This window comes from Pseudomonas sp. H1_A03, assembly GCF_054685145.1.
Genome location: NZ_CP162829.1, coordinates 3,603,216 through 3,624,681, shown reverse-complemented (window position 1 = coordinate 3,624,681; position 21,466 = coordinate 3,603,216). Strand labels below are relative to the sequence as shown.

Sequence of the window (21,466 nt, the reverse complement as noted above, 5' to 3'; positions counted from 1 at the left end):
GCATTCTTTATAAACCCTGTAACCCACGAATGGGGAACTGCAACTATTCAGGATGCCGACGTCTGTACGTTGACGGCTGCAGCCCGCCCCAGACGGTGAAAGTTTCTCCCAAAGTAAATCAGACTCTCCCCCTCTTCACGGACCTGAATTTGGTTAATTTCGACAAATAATACCGAATGCGATCCGACTTCCTTGATATCTACTATGTTTCCTTCGAGGCTTGCTAGGGCGTCGTTCAACACCGGTAAGCCCGAGGAGCCTGTCCGCCAATCCTGGCCGGCAAAACGTTCAGCAGGCGGCAGGTCGGTCATGCCAGCAAACTGTCGCGCAACACCCTCCAGATCACCGGTCAGTATATTTACGCACAACGCCCTGTTGCCCAGCAACGCTTCATGAATTGAACTGTTACGGTTGATGCAAACCAATAATGTTGGGGGCGTATCAGTGACCGAACAGACCGCACTCGCAGTTAATCCGAAGCGACCATGGGGGCCATCGGTAGTAATGATATTCACCGCCGCAGACAACAATGACAGCGCTTGCCGAAAATGTTGTTTTGATTGATCGCTAACCATAACCTTCACCTTTTAATTATTGACTTGGTGAATCCATGTTGAGAGGGATTGTTCATTCGGTCAAATTCGCTTTACTCATACGTACTATTGACAGCAGGAATAGCCATCGCCCTTAAACGCCCTCCCCTTTAGAGGCGCATGGCACGACAGTTAATTCCCACGGATTATTTAGCTTATTCATATTCCGAATTTGATTTTTTCTTATCATCCCACGCATTCTGAACGTGTATGCAATCACCCTAGCCAGAGAACAATAAACATGAACAGCAAAAACAATTTCGATGATCGTGACACACGTGAAGGCGCTCCAATCAGCATCAAGGCGATTTCCCTGGATGATGTGATTGCGGAGATTGCCGAGCGTCGCAGCGAGTTTAACCAACGCTCCCATGTCCCTTTAGACATGATTGAAAAAATGAAAGCAGTGGGTATCTTCCGCGCCAGTACTCCCAAATGTTTCGGTGGCGATGCGCTGCCTCCAGCCGAGTTCCTGCGCATCGTAGAGCGGGTTTCCGAAGCCGACGGTTCGGTCGGTTGGGTGACCGCGTTCGGCTCAGCCAACATCTACCTGGCGGCACTCCCCCCGGCAACCCAAGCATTGATTTATGCCAACGGGCCAGACCAGGTCTATGCTGGCGGCCTTTACCCTCTACAACCTGCCAAAGAGACTGAAAATGGCTGGGAAGTCAGCGGGCACTGGCGGTTTGCTAGTGGGTGCAAAGGTGCCAACTGGATTGGTGTAGGCATCGGTGGCACATCGGCCAACGGTGGAGGACCGACGGCAGGCAAACCGCTGACCGCTGTGTTCCCGGCAAGCGAAGTGCAGATCGTCGACAACTGGAATGTTGTCGGGATGCAAGGCACGGGGAGCCATGACCTCAAATTGCACCAAAAGAACGTCCAACGCGAGTGGACTTTCGTGCGGGGCAGTGCCTCCACAATTGACGAGCCCCTCTATCATTACCCGTCTGTTTCCTACCAGGCGCAAGTTCACGCCGCCGTTAACCTCGGGCTGGCACGCGCAGCACTGGACTTGGTGATCGCAATGTCGGGCAGCACCAAGACTGTCACCGGTGCCCCGCGTTTGGGTGATCGCGCTTATTACCGCAGCGAACTGGGTAAGGCAGAGGCGATGCTGCGAAGCGCCCAGGCGTTTTTCTACGAATCCGCCGAAGCTGTATGGGCCTCGCTCATCGCCGGTAATCCGGTGACCCTGCAGCAGACTAACTTATTACGTCTCAGCGCCACCCATGCCGCTCATACCGGAGCGGACGTAGTCATGAAGGCTTATCGACTGGCGGGGACTGCAGCCATCTTCAATGACAATCGTCTGCAATGGATCGTACGCGACTCCATGGTAGTGACACAGCATGCTTTCCTCGGCGAAGCGACTTACGACGGCGCTGGCGCGGTGTTCGCGGGCATCGAACCGACCATCCCCTATCCTTGAGCACCACTATGCACAGCAGCTTCTGTCACGCTGCTGCAGCCTCTAGAGCTGATTCTGTAAGAGAAATATGCAACCTTGTTAGCGAGTCTCTACCAACTGAACGAAAATCGCGTCCAGGCCGTCTGGGTTGAAGATTGTCGCAATCGGGCTGCATCGGGCCGACATCAGTCGATGTATGTAAGTTGGTGAGTGGGCAATATCAGTTTTAATATGCGGCACACAGCTGTTTTCGCTCAAGTGTGTCATCAAGCGACCGATAAAAACTTATGCGCTGGGCCATCCGCCGCTGCTTGCGGGGAGCACATTCCACGCTCTGGGAAAACCATGACAATAAGAACAATGAACATTGCTCCGCGCGCATTTCTGGGGTTCTCCCTGATAGGCGCGCTCATGCTGATTCTCGGCCTCTTCGCCCTTTCTCAGATGAGCAAGATCCGAGCAGCTGGCGACGACATCGCGATAAATGGCGTCCCTAGCTTTCAGACCCTGAATGCTCTAACGGTGACGGGCGTCCGCATGCGGGTTTTATCGCATCGGCTGTTAACTGATCGCGAACCAAATATTCAGAACAGGACCATCGAATTACTTGCGGAACAAAACCAACAACTTAACCAGTCGCAGGCAGCATACGCCAAACTGATTTCATCCCCTGTAGAGCAATCCGACTACAACGACTATATGCGGCTGATGGGTGAATATCGCAAGATTGAAACGCGCCTTGTTACCCTCAGTCGGGCTGGCGATCTGCAGGAGCTAACGCGCGTGCTGAACGCCGAGTCTGCGGCTAACGCTGAGCAGATAAACGTGGCGTTGGGTAAGCTTACTGACTTCAATAACGCCCAGCTGGCTATCATCAATCAATCCGCTGCTGACCAGTACAGCTCTGCGTTCAACTGGGTTGTCGGCCTCCTCATTATTGCCTCGCTGCTGACCATGCTGTTTGCCTGGCTGCTGACCAAGAGCATCACCCAACCTATAGCGTTGGCACTTGAAGCGGCTGAAACCATAGCCGAAGGTAATCTGACCCGACCGATAAAGGTTGATGGCACTGACGAAGCGGGCAGGTTGCTGCTCGCCATGCAAAAAATGCAGGAGAAACTGCGCGATACCTTGATGCGTATTTCCGGATCCGCAACACAACTGGCTTCCGCTGCCGAGGAGCTGAACGTAGTTACCGATGAAAGCGCCCGCGGCCTTGCGCAGCAGGACAACGAAATAGAACAAGCCGCGACTGCAGTCAACGAAATGACCAGCGCCGTCGAAGAAGTGGCGCGTAACGCAGTGAGCACTTCAGAGGCGTCAAAAAACGCGACGGCGTCAGCAGGCGATGGCCGGGATCTAGTTCACGAAACCGTCAACGCTATCGAACGCATGAGCGGGGATGTGCAAAGCACCGCCGATCTGATTGGTAATCTTGCGGAGGAGTCCCGCGACATCGGCAAGGTTCTGGACGTGATTCGTGGCTTGGCGGATCAGACCAACCTGCTGGCGCTGAACGCAGCTATTGAAGCGGCCCGGGCCGGTGAAGCCGGTCGCGGTTTTGCGGTTGTCGCCGATGAAGTACGCGCTTTGGCCCATCGCACCCAACAGTCCACAAGCGAAATTGAACGTATGGTTGGCAGCATTCAAGGCGGCACCCAAAAAGCGGTCAGTTCAATGCGTAACAGCACTGACCGTGCTGAATCTACCCTGAGCATCGCGAAAGGCGCAGGCTTGGCGCTGGAAACCATCAACACCGCAGTGATCGAGATCAACGAGCGTAACCTGGTCATCGCCGCCGCTGCGGAAGAACAGGCTGCAGTCGCCCGTGAAGTGGACCGCAACTTGGTCAACATCCGAGACCTGTCGACGCAATCTTCCAACGGCGCCGCCCAGACCAGCGCCGCCAGCGGCGAGTTGACCCGCCTGGCGGTTGACCTGAACAGCATGGTGTCGAGGTTTCGCTTGTAATAGGTATCGGAGGCCATCTGTTGGAGCGAGGCTTGCCCGCGCGTACGATGAAGAGGTCTGCCTGATACACCAAGGCGCCTAGTTCGCAGGCAAGTCTGGCTCTCATAGAGTTCAATTTGAACCCTGATCCCGCCCACAAAGTTACGGCCATTGGCGCTAAGCGTCCCGTTGGCGTGTGGGCCAACCGTGGCGCTGGATAACGGCGCCAGGTGGTCCTCTGTGTTGCCTCAAAATTGCCCCGACTACAACGAGATGGCCACCCTCTCCGCCCCATCGCTGGTGCGGAAGGTGACGGCGTCTGTCGATACATCCAGCGCGCCAGGCTCGAACGCAGCGTGATCGATTTGGCCAACCCGTTGCTGCGCACTGAGTCGCTTACCTCGATCGCTTAAAAATGATGTTTCACAGATTCCGCTCATTTCAGCCGCTTCTTGAAAAAACACTTTGAACTGAAGCCTAAAACACTTTCGTGCGCATGCATTGCGCGGAGCGCTGGCAGGTGCTGCCTGGCCACTAAGAAAATAACCGCTTGACCTTGCCTCTCGGTTCTCGTTAACTTCACGCCACTTTCCTACCTTCCGGTAGGAAGTCAATCATGAGTTTGTTATGGAAAAGAGTCATTTCGGCAATCCTTCACTGAAGTTTGCCATTGCCTTGGGGGCCATCGCCGCACTGGGGCCCTCAGCCGTCGATATGTATTTGCCAAGCCTGCCCGAAATGGCGGTTGATTATTCGACCAGTGTTGCCAGCATTCAGCTGACGCTCACGGTCTTTTTATTGGCAATGGGGCTTGGACAATTGCTGTTCGGGCCGGTAGTCGACGCCTTGGGCCGTCGACGTCCACTGATAGCAGGCTTGTTGCTGTTCAGTTTGAGTGCGCTGGCTGCAGGAGCGGCACCAACCCTTGAGTGGCTACTCGTGGCACGATTTGCCCAAGGGATAGGCAGTGCTTTGACGTTGGTGGTCATCATGAGCATGGTGCGTGACGTCACTCAGGGCGTTCAGGCAGCAAAACTTTTTGGCCTGCTGCTGACCATTCAAGGTGTTGCTCCCATCATCGCCCCGGGGTTGGGTGGTTACATTGAGGCGCATTTCGGATGGCGGGCCGTCATGCTGGTACTGGCTGTTCTCGGTGCGCTGGTGGCGGTGAATTCGATGGCTGTTTTGCCTGAAACACTACCAATGCAAAAGCGCGAGCCATTGAATATGAGCCTTGCGATACGCACGTATGCGCGCCTCGCAAAAGACGGTCGTTTTCTAAGGCCAGCTTTAGCGCTGTCAGCCGTGTTCTTCTTTCTCTTTGCCTATGTGGGCGGCGCTACATTTGTTTATCAGAAGGAATACGGACTGCCTGCTGCCCAGTTCGGTACGCTGTTTGGCGCAACCGGCATCGCGATTCTCATAGGGGCCGTCGTGGCTACCAGACTGGTGGGCAAGTACGGTTTGGCCCGCATGGCAACGGCTGGAGCTTTTTGCATCTTTGCAGGTTCTGTCATGGCCTACGGCGCAGCAGTATCTGGTTCTAGTTTGTACTGGCTGGCTGCCGGTGTCGCGGTAGCACTGCTTGGATTGGGGATTGCAGAAACCTCACTGATGACGCTGGTGATGTCTTCGCAAACCACTGCCCTGGGTTCAACGGCTGCATTGCTCGGCGCGTTTCAGCTTGGCATCTCGGCCTTCGCCACACCGTTGACCGGTTGGGCGAGCAGCTATGGCGCCATTGCCTGGTGCGCATTCCTGATAGTCTGCGCCGTTATGGTGGGTGCGCTGACCTGGGTCAGTGTGCGCGAAGGCAGGGCCGAGCACATCACCGCGTTAAATCACTGAATTAAAAGGTCATCCCGATGAAAGTGCTGAGCCCTTCCGCAAGCAGAATCTGTGATATCGCTCTGGTGCATTTCGCTGAGCGGGGATACGACGCCTCGTCGCTCAATGAAATCGCTGTCGTGGCAGGTATGCGCAAGCCCTCGTTATACGCGCACTTCAAGAGCAAGGATGATCTGTTCAACGCCGTGCTGAATCTGGCGCTGGCGACGGAGAGGCACTATATCGAAGAGATGTTTGCAAGCGTCCCGGCGAATGATGACGAGCCCGGCAAGCTGTACACGGACAATCTTTCAAACCGCTACGAGTCTTCCGCTGCCCTGCGTTTCCTGCTGCGAACGGCATTCTTTCCGCCTTCGGAGTTAAAGGCATCGGTGACAAGTGGCTTTGAAGCCTATCTGGACCGTCTTCATGAACGCTTTGGCGCAAGCCTTGAGAACAGGTATCCAGCCCTGTCGGCGAACGAGATTTCAATGTTTCAGGATGCTTATATAGCGGTTGTCGACAGCCTTCATGTCGAGTTGATTTACTGTAGTGAAGGCACCTACTGTCGGCGTCTTACCGCTTTGTGGCGCATTCTTGGTGATTCGCTGTCTCTGGCTGTGGGGAAGGTGGCGCATGGATAAATCAACCATTCAAATTTTGCAAAAACATCTAAACGCTATCATCCGCCTTGCTCCCTTGCCCGCCTCCCGTGCTGCCTTTTTAATGAGAAACACACTCAGACAAGCATACTCTTTGCAGTACGGCCATCGCCTCTACGCATCAATGAAATAGCTCTGGCAAGATGGCGTATCAACGCGTGGCTCACTGGGGAAAGCTTGCGGGATGGGCGAACGATGATTCGCATTTCGGTACTGCTCATTGCCTCACATGCTAACGGGATCGCCTTGAACAACCCTGATGTCAGCTCGGAAACCAAGGGCAGTTCTGGCAGCACGGTACTGGCTATCCCTGCGCGGACCAGGTCCAGGATGACCTGTAGTGAGTTGGCGGTAACCACCGGCTCAATCGTAAACGGCTCATCCTTGCAAGCTTGAGTAACCAGCTCCCTAACGCGGTATTTGGGGCCAGGCAAAACCAACGGTGTATTGGCAAGATCTGTTAACGTCAGCACATGCTTTTTTGCCAACGGACTTTCCCTGGACACAATCGCACGGAGCGGCTGCTCGAACGCATACAAACTGCGGAGGGTGGCTGTGCTTGCTGGCGAAAAAGCAAGGCCAATGTGCGCTTCGTCATCTTGGATCATCCGCTGTACCTCAAAAGACGGCGCGATGATGATTTCGATATGAGCATCGGGGTATTGCTTGAAAAAGTTTTGCAGTTCCACGATTGCCTGGGAGCCCAGCAATCCTTCTCCGATGGCAATGATAGTCGTACCTAGAAAACGCCCTCGCAACTCGCTGAGCTGATCCAGCAACGCTTCATGCTGGCTAGCCCTGGCACGGTAATAATCAATCGCAACCTGCCCAGCCTCAGTCAGGCGAATCCGATGAGTGCCCTGCTCTACCAGATCAATGTCTAGTTCCGCCTCTAACTTGGCAATCTGTCGACTGATCGACGAGGGGGCAATGCCTAGCTCGTCAGCCGCTGCACGCATCGATCCGAGTTGATGGCTGAAGAAGAGATATTTGAGTTGTTGGTCCTGGAAGTCCAGTAGGACATTGGATCTCATTACTGTCACCGCTCATCAGGCTACTTTCTGTCCGACTAAGACGCATTTTGAATCCCGGACACGTCTCATCGCTTAGGTGGTTCACGTTTCTCTGCGCCAACCCTCCTGACCATCGAGACGCAGCACGGCCGTTTTGTCGAAGTTCTTGCATGCTCCCAACCAAGTAGGTACTGCCACCCCGTTTATACTCGCTATCGGCCAAACCGTTATCGAAGTTCGTGCCGTCGCCGCAAATTAGAAAACCATCGCCGACCGTAACCCTCTGGCGGCCGAAGGACACGTCTGGGCCGTCTTTACCCAGTGCCTCGAACCGTTCGCCAGAGCGCCAGCCAGGCCCTGATCACCACTGATTCCGTACTTGATATAACCTTCGCGCCTGGTAGACGAACCCTTAGACTTACTGCCGGAGTTCGAGTAGTTCTGCTGGCTGTTAAAGACACCGCACGTGGCTTCGAGGTTAGCGCTGAGGTGAGTATCTTCATCTGAGTAAAGTTCGTAGGCGCTGGTTTGTATGCTGCCAGCGATCAACGCTGCAAGAGTGGAAATACCGATGGCCAAGTTAATCGATTGAGCGTAGCGGGTAGGCGCTTACCAATGAACGCCTACCTTGCGCCCAGTTTTATTAGTCCATATCAGGCTCAAAAATACCCCGTTTCATATAAAATTTAACCCAGATAACGCTACAGATGGTGATGAACGAAAGCATGCCGCCAGTAATGGCATAAACAGAACTCGTCAACGCCGGCGAGGGGGAATTATTGATGGCCACATACAGTATGGCAACAATTGCAAAGATTTGCGGTAAAGGGAAGAACGGAGAGCGGTATGGACGTGGGTGATCCGGCATCCGCTTACGCAAGACAATCACATTCAGATGCGCAATCAAGTAGGCGATAAGGTAACTGGTGCTGGCCGCGATAACAAATAGGATGATCGAGTCAATATCAAGCGATAAGTAAGGAATAACTATCGAAATGCTCAGCACTACGGTGGCTACCCAAGGCACATTATAACGATTAACTTTTTTGAAAATGGGTAGCAACTGATTTTGTTCAGCCATCCCATGCATCATTCTTGGAACGGCTGCCAGTACAGTATTAACAGAACTGGAAGTCGCAGTAAGTGCAACAACGGCTGTAATCACCAAGCCGGTAGAGCTACCAAATACAGCCATGATAAAGTCAACATATGGCATTTTAGCACTAACCAAGGTTTCCGAGTCCATATAAAAGGTTATACCATAGCCAAACCCGACGAATAAGAAAAATATTACGAACAAGGAAAGATGCATGGAGCGAGGAACATTTTTATGTGGACCTTTTACCTCGCCTATCAGCGAGCAAATGTACTCTATGCCGACAAAACACCACATCGAGAGTGCAATGAATCCGATAAAACCGAAGTTAGTCACGCTAGCAAAACTCCAGTCAACCGGAGTACCCGCCAACTCTGGGTGTGGTTGTGCTGTTCCCGTGATAGCAACACATGACACCAGTGCAATTGCGCTCACCATGACTACAACAAGCAGGTTTTGTACTCGTGCGAATACGTCTGCCCCCATTAAATTAGTAATGGTAAGGCCGACCAGAATAAGTAGAGATATTGACTTAGTTGGCACGAAGCCAGGCAGCAGTTTGGACACAATAATATCAATCATAAACATCTCAACCGGCACCGCCAGCACGGATACAACAATGTAACCGGCAAAAACGGCAACAATAGCTGGGACATGACCTAGTGCTTTTTGGGTATAGGTAGCCAGTGTTCCTTTTTGAGGAAACATCAGAGAAAGCTCGGCAAAACTCATCGCATTACATTGTGAAATTGCCAACGCTGCCACCATGGCAGCCAGAAATGTCATGGCACCAAAACCAACGCCCTGTGCCGTCGATATCATTGCGCCTTGAGCAACAACCAAGCCGATACAAATTGACATCATCGTGAGTAATCCGAACTTTTTGGATAGTTGCGGGTTCGCACCAGCAGCCGTGAGATTGGAACTGGATATCTTCGTAGATTCGCTCATGTGTAGTGTCCATTTATTATTTAAGGGCCAATACTCGATTACTTCAGAGGCGATCAAACCGGTATGGAGCTGGGTCAACGAGTGGGGTCATATGGGTTACGAGGTCTGCTGCCAGTTGCCCAGCAGCGGGGCCGGTACCAAAACCATGACCTGAGAAGCCAGTGGCAATCGTCAGCCCAGGAATGGACTTAATATGGTCAATGACAGGGTTTGAGTCTGGGGTTATATCAATCTGCCCCGCCCAAGCTTCGCAAATGCTTGCGTTTTCAAAAATCGGCCAGGCCTTGCGAAGGTTGCTCAAGGCTTCCTGGATAAGGCTTTCGTTGACAGACGGGTCGAGTGTTCGAACGCGCTCAAACGGTGAGGTTTGGTCTGCACGCCAGCGGCGCTTTAGGGCAAGGTCCTGGAGGAAAGGTTTGCCTAAAGAAACGCGTAAAAAGGAACCTTGCCCACGAAGCAGACTGAGGTACCGGTGGCCAATTAATAAGTGATCCAAGGTTAGATTAGCGTCCAAGGCCGCGCGCTGGGTGATGATGTAACCACCCTCTATGTGTTTTCGAAATGAAAAATCAGGGCCTCCAACGGCAATATCAGTGGGACCCTCCATTGGGGTAGTGCGAAGCACGGAGCATGTGAGAGGAAGAGTTGGGTAACTAACTCCAACATTACCTAGAAAACGGCGAGACCAGGCGCCACCGGCTAATAGCACCTGATCACAGCGAATCTCACCGTGCTCGGTAACGACACCGCTAACTTTCCCACCCGTCGTTGATAGTGTTCTAACGGCACAGTGCTGAATTAAGACTGCCCCTTTTTCGATGGCTGCCTGTGCAAGCGCAGAGGTGGCCAGATGGGGCTCTGCTTTGCCGTCTGAAGGTGTGTAGAGAGCACCCGCCCACTCACCTTTGCCTCTAGGTACACGCTCATTAATCTCGCGTGCGCTAAGCATTTGGGAGTCTAAGGATAAAGACTCCACCGACTTCAACCAGCGTTCATGTAACGCTAAGTGCTCTTGATTTGCTGCAAGAAACATAATACCGGATTGCTGATAACCCACTTCGCGGCCAATGCGCTCAGGCATACCTGCCCATAGGCGATCTGCCGCCAGAGCTAATGGCACATCAGCTGCGTGCCGATTAGTCTTGCGCACCCATCCAAGATTTCGCGAGGATTGCTCGCCTGCAATATGCCCTTTTTCCAGGAGGACAACTGGAATATTTCGCTCGGCTAAGGTCAATGCCGCTGTCACACCAATAATGCCACCTCCGATAATGACGACAGTGGTGGATTTTGGTAATTGATCAGTAGTCCTCACTGACTCGAGAGTTTTCGTCATGACAATTTCCTGAGGTGCCCGCGAGAGTATCTGAAATGCTCAACCGTCGTTACTCTAGTTCTACGTTAACTTTATTTAGATTTGACGCACCACGGTACGCTGTAACCTCCACCTCTACTTTGTATACGGTTGAGCCTAATGGTGGGCAAGTGATCGTCGTGGCCGGATTGATGCCTTTGAATTTCTGCGCGATGAATCCCATCACAGCATTTACATGCTCGGGTGATTGGACAAAGACACGAGACATCACGACGTCAGCCAGAAAAGAGCCCAGTGAAGCCAGGATCTTTTCAATAATCCGAAACACTTGCACAGCCTGCTCAACGGCATCCTCAGGAATTTCCTTAGTATCTGGATTACGCCCCGCAGTGAGAGATACATAAATCCAGTTATCTACCGCCACCGCTCGAGAGTAGCTGCCTAGCACTTCAAATTTTGAGCCGGCATTTACTTTTATAATATCTTTCATCATGAGAAACGCCTATGACATTAAATAATAAATTATATTTAACGAAGTACTGGCTCATCCCATAGATTAAGTTTTACCCCAATGCCTTTTTGAACTGCATTGCGGTAAATCACTGTCGCCCAAGCTACGTCCTCAACCGGCATACCGCCAACAGACAAAATGATGATTTCCTCATCGTTTTGGCGCGCGGGTGTTATGCCTGCACAGATGTCACCCAAGTCCTCCAGCGCATCGCGGGAAAGTTTTCCCTTCCCCGACCAGATCCATAAATCGCATACCCACTAACGGGATCAGGTTATGGGCCGGCTTGGGTAGTTCTTCATACCACGCATCGTAAAGCCCTGTGTTATCAAGTACTTTGCGTACATCTGCTTGCTCCATGCCGTCGTCCAAACGGCAAAAGGCAGGCATCGCAAGGAAAGCACCCGGCTTAACCCACTCGCGCTTGACCAAGGGATACGTCGATGGATCGCCGACATCACCGGAGTTACAGTAAGTAATGATGTCAGCACCGCGGACTACGTCTTCAACTGTATCGACCACATTGACATTTCTGATTTGAGGAAATACTTCGTTAACCCACTTAACGAACCTATTTAAGTTGTTTTCTCCACGGCCTTTGATATTGATTGTGTCAATTTCTGGGCACGTCGACATAAATGCAGTGACCGATGTTTTGCCCATGACGCCCGGGCCTAACAAGCCAATAACTTTTGAATTTTTCCGCGCAAGGTGACGAGCACCTACGCCAGGAACCGCCCCAGTTCGATAAGCCGACAACAGATTGGCTGACATATAAGCCAGTGGCGCGCCGGTATCGACATCGTTTAAAATGAACGTCAAAATTGAACGTGGTAAACCTTTTTCGCGATTCGCAACGTTAGAGCCGTACCATTTCACACCACAGGCCTGGAAGTCCCCGCCAAGGTAGGCGGGCATAGCCATTAAGCGACGATCAGGTGTAGGCTTCGGCATGTTGGGAAAGGGAGAATCTGCGGGAAATGTAATTTGTGAGCCATGAGAGTCATTATTAGCACCTGCCATGCGATAATCACCTTGCTGAAGCAGAATAAACATTTGCTCCATGGTGTTCACGCACTCAGCCATGTCCATCACTCCGGCTTTGATCATGTCCTGCTCGGAGAGATAAATGAAATCGATCTTGGCATTATGTTTTGACATAGTTTTTATCCGCAATATTATTATGTTGTAATTGGCATTAATTGAAAATCTGTTCGGATTTTCTTCCAGGCTTACGTCTAAGGGATGTGGGTCACATCTCCCGCACTTTATCGACGTGTCATTCACCCACTCAAAGACGCAAATTCCATTTCCAGTTTCGTAGTGCACCTGGTCATGCCAAGCGAGTAGCTATTCATATAAGGCTGACAGCTGCCTTCGCACTAGGCGGCCATTTTGTCGCTCAAGGAAATCTAAATCTTCCCCATCACTACCCACCCCTTCAGGATCAAGAAAAATTCTTAAACGGACTTGCTTTGAATTTTCCGGCGCAGGGCGATGAAAAATGACCCTGGCGTATTTAACGTCTCAAACAATCCTAAAGTTATTATTTGCCGGGATATTGAATTTTTGCGACATCAAATCGGTCATGCCCAGGCTTCAGCCTGCGTAGGATTGCCTGCTTGATCATCCGATCCCCTTCGACCATCAGCCGGGAGTTGCGCCGCAATCGAGAGCCCGTGACGGCTACTCGGCCCGCGTGGCCCAACACACCGTCAGGAAGAACTGGATCCGATCGCACTGCAACTGACCAATGGGCCCACGTAAGCGCTTTGACTTCAGATGCCAAGCGAAGTTATGGGCAAGGTGATGCAGGACGCCATGGCGATGCGGTATGACGTTCAACCCTCAATTCAATAACCGTATTGCACTCAGCTCCCGCAACTGCCACGTATAAAGTCGATTCAAGAAATCAGTCGCGTTTCTTGCCTATAACATTACATTCAAGATAATCAAAAAAACCATGCACTGCACCTGCAACTTCTTTAAATTTTAATTCCATTAAAGGTATCCCGCCTCCCTTTATTTCTGCGCGGGACACGAAACAGGAATTACAATAAGCATCAACTACTACCTGAGCCCGAGAGTATGTTACAGGATCCTCTGTAGCTGCCAGAACCAACACCGGCGCCTTGACAAGGCCAACTCTATTTTCCATATCATATCTTGCAACTGCAAGATGCCCCTCTAAAGGAGTTACCCCAGGAGCAAGCGCATCTCGAATAAATCGATTTAACACATCAGTGTGCCCTGCTGGGTATAAATTCAAACGTTTTCGCCAAAGTTCCATGAGGTGTGAGCCATCCTCTCTCGTTTCAGCTACATCTACGTCCAGCGCCTCCATTGCTTCTCGAAACTCTGCATCAACAATATCACCAGCAGAAAGAACCACAGCGGTCACACGCTCTGGAGCGATAGCCGCCACCTCTGAAGCAACAAACATACCTGTGTGATGCCCAAGTATAGAAAACCTCTCTATATTTAACGCATTAACCAGTGCCAAAACACCTTGGGCATAGTGTTCAACCGTCTGTGGAGCAGCAAATTTTGCAGACTGCCCAAAACCGTACATATCCATAGCTATTGTACGCCAGCGAGTTGCCAACAGCGGTTGGACTTCAGCGAACTCATCCAGTGAGCGCGGTGTTTGATGCAATAAAATCATCACATCACCTGCACCCGACTCCGCGTAATGAAGTTGGCCCAGGTTCGTATCAATATAATTAAATACGCGCTGATCAGTGACGCCCTGAACAGAACAAGAACTTGAAATCGTCATATCGTTAACCGTTTTTATATTGAGACAACCATAAATCCGAGTCGGATTTCCCAAGAAAAGCTTCGTCAATTTCAAAATTTTCACGAACGTCTTCTGCATGTAGCGTAACAACTATGTTACGTCTGAAAACCAGTTGTAATCGATGCATTACTGAATAGCGCCAATGCCACTTACACGATATATATCTTGAACAAGGCGCACTGAACTGGTGCGTGAACACCCACAATGGATCCTCGACCCCAGTATGGCTTTGTTACAGAACACCCCACTTGTAGAGCCTTTGTTGGTGCTGCGATGTGCCACCATCTGCCAGATAACCTTACCGCCATCATTTTCTGGAAGCTTTTCCAAACCAGTAGGCCTGACGGCCGCCTCCGCCCTTTACGACAGTGCGGCTCGCATCAAGCCAATCAAGCCCTTCCAGGGAGGCACTTGATCGAGCCCGATCAAGAACAACTCGTTACGGATCTGTTTGCGCCTGCCGGAGTGCTCGGCATCAACGAAGGTAACCTGCCTCACAGGAAGGCTCCGCTTTCAGGATCCTGATTGCTTGCCAAGATCAGGAATTTTTAGAGCCCCCTTAGTGATCAAGCTTAGGCGCTGTAGCGATTTTTCGGCTGGAACAAACCTATAACTCTGATATTTTTAAGTATTGAATTTTCACGACATTTGCAAAATTTATTATCAACCAACATGGCACGATACCTGCTTGGACTCAGGTGATCATTTTAATAAGCAGGTGCAGGTTATGTCAGTATCTTCATTGGCTTGTCCCTATTTAAGCATGCACTCCCACCAACCATGGTTTGTGTTGCAAGCCGCTAAAGAATTTTCAGTTTCGATATCGGACAGCCCGTTAATTTCACACTTTTATAGTTTTGAAACAAAACTATCCTCGGCATTCATGCTGTCGGTTCCGGACGGCTGTATCGATATAATATTTGACTGTGATGACACCAATCCTTCTGTAAGCGTACATGGAACAATGCTGCAAGCCGGTTCTGTGGAATTTTGCAAGGGGCGCCGCTATGTTGGCGTGCGGTTTTCACCTGGCTTTGTTCCTGATTTTTTAAATCTTTCTGCGGAAGAGTTGATTGAAGGCTCTTTCGACCTTCTTGACGTTAGCGATAATGCCGAACGTGTCTTTGAGCAGGTAGTGCGTGAGAAAAGCTTTATAACGCAACTCACTTTTCTCAAGCAATTTTTCTTGACGAATACAGCTCCGCGAAAATCATTAAAGCTGACTCTTCCAGTCGTAAATATGATTTGCCAAGCCCAAGGGAATGTGTGTATTAAAAATCTGGAGTCGCTAACGGGCTATACCATTAGAACTTTACAGCGCTCATTTCACGATGATCTGGGAATGACACCAAAAATGTTCTGTCGCATCATTCGCTGCCAGTCCGCGATTTATAAAATTCATCATAATAATATTGGGTTTAGCGATTTAGCATTTGACTTGGGCTTTAGTGATCAACCTCATTTTTTAAGAGAATTCAAACGTTTGGTCAGCGTAACTCCGCTGGACTATAAAAACCGTATACTCAAGGAAAACTTTGTTAGCAGAATGCACTTCTATTAAAGCCATCTGCTTCGCGCAGTAGTTATTTCGCTCCGTTATGTATGCTGCGCTCCCGCTCTCTTTCCGGAGCCAGCCCCGCCATGATGCGACCCGACGCAAAAGTCGAAAAAATGTACCCCTACCCCAAACCGGTGGACTTTTGAAAATCCATCGACGGCCTCGCTGCGCGGGTCGAAATGTTCCGACCACTTGGGGACGCCGACTTTTTCAACAAAATCGGCCGATTGCTGCCCTTCGCGAAGGGCAGAGATCGGCCAAAAGCGCTCATTCGCGAGAACTTCTCCAATACGTGGACACGTACGCCAGTTGCTGACCACTGGCATTGCTTCAATTGACTGTATTGCCGTACACATGGGGCATACCAATGGCAACATGATCCGTCAGCACTATGGCACGTGGATCAAAAAGGACGGGCCAGATGTGGTGGGGATGCTGCAACTGGCATTGAAACTTTCACCAGTCGCAGTTCTACAGTGAACACAACGGTCTCAGTGAATCGCCGAAACTCATGGCATATTTCTTTGTAATCGATCTTCCGTCTTTTTTTTAACCGCCTCCCGCTGAGCCGCGAGTGCAGAGGCCGACGCGCGATCAAGAATGCCGGCTTCGACTAATGCGGCGAGCCAGCAGATAGCGCCGTGATGCTTGATGATCAACTCTTTCAAGTTACTGGAGCGCTCGATTCCCCGCATCTGATCATCCCAGCCGAGTCTAAGCGGACCATCCGGTAAGCCTTTGATGGGGAAAAGTGTGGTCTCACGGTCCATGGGCTGGTCCTTAAGAGCGTAGGGTCGTTGTAGGCGCAAGAATAGGAGGGCTCGGTAGCCCAGTCTAGGGGAGGCTGGGTTCCAGCATTACGCCATCATTGCTTTTATCAAGTTTTCAGCCACATTTATCAATAGTTGAAACGGGCCCTACTGCTGGGATTTCAGACCACAAGGAGGAAATATGAAATGCAAGGCAATTTCCAAACGGATTTGGATTGAAGAAACCTCGGAGAGCAATCGCTTGTTTGCTGAAGCCGATCATCTGAATGATCTCGCCTATGCGCTGCTTAGCGAGAGGCCAACAACAGATGACACCATAAAAAAATTTCGGGTAGCTAAAGATCTTGCGGACGCAAAATACGCGGAAGCTCGAAAAGCTTGGGCGGATGCTAAGTCCCACCTGAAACCGGAGGAATAGCCACACCCGTCTACGGCATCGATGACAACCCGCCAGCATCTCCCTACCTCGATGTGGTGGTAGTACGCCGATGATCAGACGAATTCTGCGCTGTTGATTTAGATGGACCTGCGGGGGTTGGCCTGCAGCAGCGACGCTCTATATTTCGAGAACTTCCCGCGCCTCATGTTCAACTCGATTGCGCCCCAGTTTTTTTGCGCGATACAGAAGACTGTCGGCCTTTTCCACTAAATCAGTCGAGACAATTACGCCATCTTGATGGTTCGAAGCAAGACCTGCGCTGAAACCACAAAACCCCGCCTTTCTATAGGAAAATTAGTGGTTTGCGTTTTCGTGACTTGGCGGTAAAGGAGAGATTCGAACCCACATCACTTAATACTCCTACCGCATTCATTCAGCATCCTGTAATGACTGCTTTTGGCCGGTTAGCGACGGCCTGACTTCGACCGTCGCTATGCATGATCAAACCTCAGTCTGTTCCGCCATCTCCAGTGCGTCATCGACCTCAATCCCCAGATATCGAACAGTGCTCTCCAGCTTCGTATGGCCGAGCAGCAACTGAACCGCCCGTAGGTTCTTCGTTCTGCGATAGATTAGTGATGCCTTCGTACGTCTCATTGTGTGAGTGCCATACATGGCTGGATCAAGGCCTACGGCTTTCACCCAGCCTTTGACGATACGAGCGTATTGACGAGTGGATAGATGGTCCGAGGTATGCAGCCGGCTAGGAAAAAGGCAGTCCTCGCTGCGTAGTTGTGCCTAATGTATCCAGGCCACGAGAGCTGACCGTGTTTGCTCAGTGATCTCAAACTGCACTGGCCGCTGCGTTTTCTGCTGCATCACCATGGCTCGTGATGATACGTGCTCGCCATGAGCGACATCGCGCACGCGGAGCTTGGTTAAGTCGCAGGCTCGAAGCTTACTGTCGATGGCCAGATCGAAGAGAGCCAGATCCCGGGTTCTTTCCGCAATTTGAAGCCTTACTCGGATGGCCCAGATATCTCTCAGTCGGAGTGGGGCTTTCTGCCCGACTAGTTTTCCTTTGTTCCAGGGCTGACGGCTGCAGGTAGCGATGATGTTCATGACAAGTCCTCCACGTGTGGAAAGACAAGGATGGCTAATCAGAGCGACGGTTGCTAACCGGCCATAAGCGGACGTTTGGAAACGCACGCTACCGGCCCATTAGCGGGCGTTGTCACTGCACCAAGCGTATAAAAAATCTGGACGACTCAGAGTGCTATTTTTCGAATCTCCTGGGCTTGTCGCATATAGTCTTCGTCTCTGCGTTTCAGGCATAACTTTAGGACTCGGAAACGTCCAAGACGAACACATCAATTAGCCCAACTAGCTCAGGCGGGAGCGTCTCTTTGATGCTGGCCTTCAGTTCCGAAGCGGAGTTTAAGGTTGTATTTTTTGTTTGCGACCAGTTCATCGCCGCCGAACCAGATCACAAGATAAATTCCCTGCTGCTCTGCGTCGGGATGGATGGAATATCGGTCATACAATTGCGCAAATGCGGCTGTGTATAGTCCTTTATGTCACTGACCTTTTCGCAACTATCACCGTAGACCGAGGGCGGCCTTTTTTTATTTTTTTGTAATCAGATCAGCCTGTTAGCTGTTAAGTAAGTGCCATTCAAATCTGTCCCCCTTTCCCCTATTCCTTCTTGTGTCATTTACCATTAAGCGCTGCCAGCAGTTTCCTCTCTAAAGCCTGAGCATATTCGACAGCGCGAGGCTCCACAGCAATAAGCTCTTTATCTCGCCTCAGAATATTCAACATTTTTTGCGTCAGCAGTAAATTTTTCGCCCAGACTGCCTCCGATAATTTTGAGGTTCCTTTTAGCAACTCGGCGTCATCCAGAAATCCTACCAGCACTTCCTTATCCAACTCGCGAACCACGATAGGCAATAATTCCGACGTATACATATCTTGCCTGACCGATCTGCAAAGGTCGCCAATATCGAGCTCAGTAATCGGAGTGTCCAGAATCGACCTGTGCCATGACTCAAGCGCAGACTCATCAGGCTCAACTTCCCACTTAAACCCATTACTCTCATCTATTTGACGAAATGTCTTTTTCATATACCCGCACCATTTAGAGGTCAGAGATACGTTTTAAAGTATCTAAAGCTGCCTGTCGGGCCGCTTGCGCCTCTGGGCTAATTACATTCTTAAGCGTTTCGGCATGGCTGGTAAGCCCTCTTAGCCATCCAAGCAGTTTCTCAGAGTGGCAGTATGCCTTCTCAATGCTGGGTAGTGATGTGCTTTCGAGCAGCCAGTGTCTGATCGCCGAGCTAATTGGCCTTCTCAACCGAGATTCCATCCTCACCTTTGAGCTCATTGGACCGTTTGGTGCCGTGGGCCGAGTGGCTGCTTCTGGCCGATTACTGCCGCTCGTGACGGGCAGCTATCGGCCAATAGCAGTCATTGCTTAGGCGCTGAATCGGAGGCTGTGGACACGTGAGGTGATGAGGATTCGAATCTCTCCTTCATCGCCAAATTGTAAAAACACAAGCCCCTGATTTTACTAGAGAAAGTCTGGGGTTTGTGGTTTTTGGCGTCCAAAAAATAGCCCCATGGGACCACCATGGGACTGGCGCGTCTTTTTGGTGCGTTTTTTTACTCGCGAGACGGGTGCACTTCGTTCCGTTATGAACTTAGTGTTAGACCCACTACTCCTTAGAGAAGGGCGCAGATTCGTAAGCGTGTCTTCAATCGTTTGAGAACCAGGTAGGAAGTCATGTCTGTTGCCAAGAGCGATATTCATCCCGCGAGTAGCGTGTCGGCTCATTTCCTCGCTGGGATTGCTTGCTCACCCACCGCACTTGAAGCACGGAGGCGTGAGGCTTGCACCCATGACCTGATTTTTAAGCTTCACCTTGAAGAGACCATTTCAAAGCTCGATGCAGACAATCTACGAATCTTGTTCAGAGGAGCACTTGAGAGGCGCCTCCGTGAAATTTTGAGCGAATAAAGTTAAGGAATCATATAAATCGATATAACGTGCTCTATTGTGGAGTCTGTTCTTGATCACCACATTATTTAAACGCTAACCCCTGACCTCGTTTTTAACGTTTTCTGTGTGTTCTCTCTAAACCCAGATGGTACGCATGATAGTCATCAGAGTCCTCTTCGTTTGAAATTCTATTCAATTCGAATGATCGACCGCGCCGTTTCGGGCCAAATCGTCTAGCGTATTCACCTTGAAAAGCTAAGAAACTGTTCCAGTCTTTTCTATTATTGCTCTCACCGCTATAACCTTTTTGTCCAGGTCGTCTACCGTATTCATCCATTGTCTCTGATCGACCATTTTCATAACCAACCATCGTAGAGGTAGAATATGTTACGGATCGCGGGTCAGGCATTAATAAATAACTATCCCCTAGTTGTGGCCATAGAGAAGGTGTCACCTTTTTTTCAGGATATAGCCATTCCTTTTCTCGTGCCGCAACGTACCGCTCAGCTCGAATTTTTGTTATGTAGTTAATTTGGAGTACTTCTAACTCTGTGAGTTCTCTATGAGTTTGAATGCTCGTGAAGTTAAACATTGCCGTTCGAAATAGCTTTGGGTTTGGCCGCTCTTTCATAGGGTTTCCGTACGGACACCTGACCCAAGACAGGTTAGTTAGAATCAGGACGCGTTCTTCCGACAATGGAAAGTATGTGTGAGTGCCGTTCAGCCAAACCTCAGGATCACCTACCTTTTTCGCCAATGCGGATTGAGGGAAACAACCTTTGTTGTATACGGTAACGGGGTGATCTGACAGGATTAGCTTTGTATCCGTACTCTTGCAGTCAGCCAATTGCCAAACACATTCAGTCCATAACGCACAAAAATAACTCTGTAGTCTCTGTAGCATAAATAATAATTCATTTTTGTCACGTGACTGTGTTTTAGATGCCAAATACTTCAAGCCCTTTGGAGTTCTGAGTTTTTGAGTGCTCATATAAAGTAGTAGATTGTGAAAAGACTGAGGATCTACATCAGGATGCTGGAATTTAGAAAAGTACTCAACAGCTTTGTGCCCTTCAGTATCAATTTGTCCAAAAAACTTTTCTTCGATTTCTGTTGATTCGAAGTTGCCTAGTTTTGTTGTATAAAGATCTTCTATTTTGAAACAGCTATCGGGGCCCCAGCGCATCATGTCCTTGCGCTTATATCGTGTGCCATTTGCTGTAGTAATTGTTTCAGGCTTTAAGTCAAGGTAATAAAATTTAGCCTCTCCGCCGTCTGCGGATAAAAACTTTTTCTGGTACCACTCAGGAACGTAATGATTGTTACGATATTCTTTAGTTGCCACGATGCCCCCTTGAAAGCCTGCAGCATAGTAAGTTCTCCCTACTCACACTATAGACTTAGTTTTTACGCATCAGAAAATTTTTCTTTTGCACCGTAAAGAGTGAATTTCTCAAAATGGCATTTTCGGACAGCAGCAACAAACACTATCCGGGGCAGCGTACGGAGAATTAAGGTTCGGCAGCCTGCGTTTGGCCGTTTGCAGGCCATCTTGGCAGCTAATCGGCAAGAAGACGTTCAAGTTGCCACGCACAAGAGTGTTGTGTAGCGTCGATATACCTATATCGCCGC

At 50.3% G+C, this 21,466-nt stretch carries 15 protein-coding genes and 8 pseudogenes; 10 read left to right on the top strand and 13 right to left on the bottom strand.

Translation table 11 applies throughout. The features are described 5' to 3' along the window. Positions 1–47: 47 nt before the first annotated feature. Positions 48–575 (bottom strand): flavin reductase, encoded by a 528-nt coding sequence (locus AB4O35_RS16810; RefSeq protein ID WP_003232755.1) that lies wholly within the window; start codon positions 573–575, stop codon positions 48–50. A 259-nt stretch (positions 576–834) separates the two neighbouring features. Between AB4O35_RS16810 and AB4O35_RS16805 the strand changes: the two genes are divergently transcribed. The 5 genes and pseudogenes from AB4O35_RS16805 (at position 835) to AB4O35_RS16785 (ending at position 6,425) form a co-directional block, all read left to right on the top strand. Further along, complete coding sequence (locus AB4O35_RS16805) at positions 835–2,025, top strand: acyl-CoA dehydrogenase family protein (protein WP_056858396.1); 1,191 nt, start codon at positions 835–837, stop codon at positions 2,023–2,025. Between the two features lie 324 nt (positions 2,026–2,349). After that, on the top strand, positions 2,350–3,975 hold the full coding sequence (locus AB4O35_RS16800) for a methyl-accepting chemotaxis protein (protein ID WP_056858395.1): 1,626 nt from the start codon (positions 2,350–2,352) through the stop codon (positions 3,973–3,975). 284 nt (positions 3,976–4,259) lie between these two features. Next, positions 4,260–4,508, top strand: a pseudogene (locus tag AB4O35_RS16795) (hypothetical protein); the annotation flags it as partial. Positions 4,509–4,581: 73 nt separating this feature from the next. Beyond that, positions 4,582–5,802: a multidrug effflux MFS transporter gene (locus AB4O35_RS16790; RefSeq protein ID WP_056858394.1), complete on the top strand. Its 1,221-nt coding sequence runs from the start codon at positions 4,582–4,584 to the stop codon at positions 5,800–5,802. 17 nt (positions 5,803–5,819) lie between these two features. Continuing rightward, positions 5,820–6,425 carry a TetR/AcrR family transcriptional regulator gene (locus tag AB4O35_RS16785; protein WP_056858393.1) on the top strand — a complete coding sequence of 202 codons (606 nt, stop codon included), beginning with the start codon at positions 5,820–5,822 and terminating at the stop codon, positions 6,423–6,425. A gap of 95 nt (positions 6,426–6,520) precedes the next feature. Here AB4O35_RS16785 and AB4O35_RS16780 read toward each other — a convergent pair whose 3' ends face one another. From AB4O35_RS16780 to AB4O35_RS16755, 6 genes and pseudogenes are all read right to left on the bottom strand, one after another. Further along, entirely contained in the window at positions 6,521–7,477 is a 957-nt protein-coding gene (locus tag AB4O35_RS16780; protein ID WP_083207176.1) for a LysR family transcriptional regulator, read from the bottom strand. Positions 7,478–7,570: 93 nt separating this feature from the next. Next, positions 7,571–8,041: pseudogene (locus AB4O35_RS16775) on the bottom strand (hypothetical protein); the annotation flags it as partial. A gap of 58 nt (positions 8,042–8,099) precedes the next feature. Continuing rightward, positions 8,100–9,503 (bottom strand): APC family permease, encoded by a 1,404-nt coding sequence (locus AB4O35_RS16770; RefSeq protein WP_460149125.1) that lies wholly within the window; start codon positions 9,501–9,503, stop codon positions 8,100–8,102. A gap of 43 nt (positions 9,504–9,546) precedes the next feature. Next, on the bottom strand, positions 9,547–10,839 hold the full coding sequence (locus tag AB4O35_RS16765) for an NAD(P)/FAD-dependent oxidoreductase (RefSeq protein WP_056858391.1): 1,293 nt from the start codon (positions 10,837–10,839) through the stop codon (positions 9,547–9,549). A gap of 49 nt (positions 10,840–10,888) precedes the next feature. Continuing rightward, the gene (locus AB4O35_RS16760) at positions 10,889–11,308 is read right to left on the bottom strand and encodes a Rid family hydrolase (protein WP_056858537.1); all 420 of its coding nucleotides are present in this window, start codon (positions 11,306–11,308) and stop codon (positions 10,889–10,891) included. Between the two features lie 38 nt (positions 11,309–11,346). Beyond that, a pseudogene (locus AB4O35_RS16755) lies at positions 11,347–12,490 on the bottom strand (tyramine oxidase subunit B). 384 nt (positions 12,491–12,874) lie between these two features. Between AB4O35_RS16755 and AB4O35_RS16750 the strand changes: the two are divergent. Beyond that, positions 12,875–13,049: pseudogene (locus tag AB4O35_RS16750) on the top strand (helix-turn-helix domain-containing protein); the annotation flags it as partial. Further along, positions 13,040–13,189, top strand: a pseudogene (locus AB4O35_RS16745) (IS30 family transposase); the annotation flags it as partial. The pseudogenes AB4O35_RS16750 and AB4O35_RS16745, both read left to right, overlap by 10 nt. Positions 13,190–13,241: 52 nt before the next feature. On the opposite strand, the gene AB4O35_RS16740 reads toward AB4O35_RS16745, so the two are convergent. Both AB4O35_RS16740 and AB4O35_RS16735 read right to left on the bottom strand, forming a co-directional pair. Then, entirely contained in the window at positions 13,242–14,192 is a 951-nt protein-coding gene (locus AB4O35_RS16740; protein WP_162238845.1) for an alpha/beta fold hydrolase, read from the bottom strand. Positions 14,193–14,484: 292 nt separating this feature from the next. Then, positions 14,485–14,627, bottom strand: a pseudogene (locus tag AB4O35_RS16735) (IS5/IS1182 family transposase); the annotation flags it as partial. 229 nt (positions 14,628–14,856) lie between these two features. On the opposite strand from AB4O35_RS16735, the gene AB4O35_RS16730 reads away from it, so the two are divergent. Together AB4O35_RS16730 and AB4O35_RS16725 are read left to right on the top strand one after the other, a co-directional pair. Continuing rightward, positions 14,857–15,690, top strand: a complete 834-nt coding sequence (locus AB4O35_RS16730; RefSeq protein WP_056858389.1) for a helix-turn-helix domain-containing protein — start codon at positions 14,857–14,859, stop codon at positions 15,688–15,690. A 294-nt stretch (positions 15,691–15,984) separates the two neighbouring features. After that, positions 15,985–16,167, top strand: a pseudogene (locus tag AB4O35_RS16725) (site-specific integrase); the annotation flags it as partial. Between the two features lie 29 nt (positions 16,168–16,196). Here the strand turns inward: AB4O35_RS16725 and AB4O35_RS16720 are convergent. Beyond that, entirely contained in the window at positions 16,197–16,457 is a 261-nt protein-coding gene (locus AB4O35_RS16720) for a hypothetical protein (RefSeq protein ID WP_065881787.1), read from the bottom strand. A 181-nt stretch (positions 16,458–16,638) separates the two neighbouring features. Between AB4O35_RS16720 and AB4O35_RS16715 the strand changes: the two genes are divergently transcribed. Beyond that, positions 16,639–16,875, top strand: coding sequence for a hypothetical protein (locus tag AB4O35_RS16715; protein ID WP_065881786.1), 237 nt, complete (start codon positions 16,639–16,641; stop codon positions 16,873–16,875). 462 nt (positions 16,876–17,337) lie between these two features. Here the strand turns inward: AB4O35_RS16715 and AB4O35_RS16710 are convergent. From AB4O35_RS16710 to AB4O35_RS16700, 3 genes and pseudogenes are all read right to left on the bottom strand, one after another. Further along, positions 17,338–17,958, bottom strand: a pseudogene (locus AB4O35_RS16710) (tyrosine-type recombinase/integrase). 588 nt (positions 17,959–18,546) lie between these two features. Next, entirely contained in the window at positions 18,547–18,960 is a 414-nt protein-coding gene (locus tag AB4O35_RS16705; RefSeq protein WP_065890391.1) for a contact-dependent growth inhibition system immunity protein, read from the bottom strand. A 986-nt stretch (positions 18,961–19,946) separates the two neighbouring features. Then, on the bottom strand, positions 19,947–21,179 hold the full coding sequence (locus AB4O35_RS16700) for a DUF4238 domain-containing protein (protein ID WP_164441101.1): 1,233 nt from the start codon (positions 21,177–21,179) through the stop codon (positions 19,947–19,949). Between the last annotated feature and the right edge of the window lie 287 nt (positions 21,180–21,466).